At 68.6% G+C, this 1,878-nt stretch carries 3 protein-coding genes; 2 read left to right on the forward strand and 1 reads right to left on the reverse strand.

The window, feature by feature from the left end; translation table 11 throughout:
* Window positions 1-198: 198 nt before the first annotated feature.
* Window positions 199-846 carry a hypothetical protein gene (locus tag RMO12_RS11135; protein WP_309626302.1) on the reverse strand — a complete coding sequence of 216 codons (648 nt, stop codon included), beginning with the start codon at window positions 844-846 and terminating at the stop codon, window positions 199-201.
* A 351-nt stretch (window positions 847-1,197) separates the two neighbouring features.
* Between RMO12_RS11135 and RMO12_RS11140 the strand changes: the two genes are divergently transcribed.
* Window positions 1,198-1,605, forward strand: coding sequence for a VOC family protein (locus RMO12_RS11140; protein ID WP_309639333.1), 408 nt, complete (start codon window positions 1,198-1,200; stop codon window positions 1,603-1,605).
* A gap of 76 nt (window positions 1,606-1,681) precedes the next feature.
* The coding region (locus RMO12_RS11145; RefSeq protein WP_309639334.1) for a nuclear transport factor 2 family protein at window positions 1,682-1,878 on the forward strand (197 nt) is incomplete at its 3' end.

Raw genomic sequence — 1,878 nt, forward strand, 5'->3', positions numbered from 1 at the left:
TCGCCGACGCCGCCGGCACAACCGCGCTCGGCCTGGGCCTGGGCCACCGCGTGGTCGAAAAGATTGCCGGCCTTCACGGCGCTGGCTTCGCGGCGGTGCCGGCGCCGGTCGGTTTCGACACCTGCTACCGCGTCGATTTCGGCGCAGACGTCGAGTCCTGAACCCGCGCGTGCGTTAACGGTCGCCGCACCCGCGCGATCAGAAGAATCCGGCCTTCTGCGCCGCCTCGACCACCGCCCGCGTCAGCTCGCCGAGCTGCCCCGGCACATCGGCCGAAGACGAGGTGCCGGCCGTGCCGCTCCACATCAGGCGCCCGCTCGCCACGTCGGTCAGCGCACCGTGAAGCCCGTGTCCGACCTGAGGCCGAGCGCCGCCGATGGGCAGCGAAATGCCGACGCCGCCGCCCACCCCACCACGCCCGCCCCCGCCGAAACCACCGACGCCGATGCCGATCGACGGGCCGGCATTCACCACCGCAACGTCGCTCACCACCGCAGCGCTGAACACCGCCTCTGCACCCGCCGCGCGCGCCGCCGGCACGTATGCGCCGGTGGCCTGTTCACGACCCGGCTGCGGGTTGGGCAGATCGGGCGCAATCGTCGGCGTGGCGCCAAAAGCGACGAGTTGCGCGGCGAGCTGGTCCTGGCAGCCGCGCTTGATCGCCAACTCCGGCGCCTCGCACACCACCAGCAGCTTGGCACCGCGCAATGAGCGCCCCTGGAACTGCGGGTCACTCCATTGCGAATTGATCTGGGTTGACGCGCAGCCGGCCAGCGTCACGACCGCGCAGGCGGCAATTGCTGCAGCACGAAGCTTCGACGTGCCGCTTGGCGGGCGCAGTTGCATGGCGTGGACTCCCGAACGATTGACCCGACGGGCAGCTTAGCGCCGCCCTGCCCGCGAGCGAATTAAAGGGTGTTGTGGAGCCGACCACCGAAGCCAAGTCACCAGGGCCCTGGCACCCATCGAAATTGTGTTGCCGTGGGCGTTGATTGCCGCGACGCTGACCGCCTTCTGGCGCGTGCGCCCGATGGCCGGGGCGCTGCTGCTGCCTTAGCTCGCGTGAGTGACGCTCGCGTCGGCCCTGTGCTACACCCGATGGCAGCTCAATCCGCAAATGCTCGGCTGGCGCGGTCCCCCGAGCCTCGATTTCGGCCGGCTCGGCAACGCCGCGCACCCCACTTCGAAAGGACTTTGATGGCGACGCAAATCTTCGTGAACCTGCCGGTCAAGGACCTGCCGCGATCGGTGGCCTTCTTCACCCGCCTGGGCTTCACGTTCAACCCCCGGTTCACCGACCACAACGCCACCTGCATGATCGTCGGCGAAAACATTTTCGTCATGCTGCTGGTCGAGAGTTTCTTCAAGACCTTCACCAAGAAGGCGCTGTGCGATGCCACGCGCAGCACCGAAGTGCTGGTGTGCCTGTCGTGCGAGAGCCGCGCCCAGGTCGACGAGCGGGTCGCGCAGGCGCTCTCCGCGGGCGGCGCAGCGCCCAATGAGGCCAAGGACCACGGCTTCATGTACCAGCACGGATTCGAAGACCTCGACGGGCACCTGTGGGAGCTGATCTACATGGAGCCGACGACCGACAGCCCGGCCTGAAAGCCCCGCTCGGCGCTCGCCCACGCGGCGCCGGCATGCTCGAGCACACCGAACCCGTCCTCATCGGAGACACGTCATGTCAAACCCCGCCGCAGCCGAGGTCGTGCGCGAGTTCTGGCGTCTGATGGCGACCAACGACTTCGACGCCGTGGCCGCCGTGCTGGCGCCCGAGTTCGTGCTCGAGTGGCCGCAATCGCGCGAGCGCATTCGTGGCGCCGCACGCTTCGCGCAGATGAACCTGCAGTACCCGGCGCATGGCGTGTGGCGGTTCAC

Origin of the sequence: Methylibium sp., from assembly GCF_031393925.1 — a bacterium.
Classification (GTDB): domain Bacteria; phylum Pseudomonadota; class Gammaproteobacteria; order Burkholderiales; family Burkholderiaceae_C; genus Methylibium.

Bases quoted from the DNA above. Each gene is read 5' to 3' on its own strand.
- RMO12_RS11135 (WP_309626302.1), bottom strand. From the start codon at position 846: ATGCAACTGCGCCCGCCAAGCGGCACGTCGAAGCTTCGTGCTGCAGCA.
- RMO12_RS11140 (WP_309639333.1), top strand. From the start codon at position 1,198: ATGGCGACGCAAATCTTCGTGAACCTGCCGGTCAAGGACCTGCCGCGA.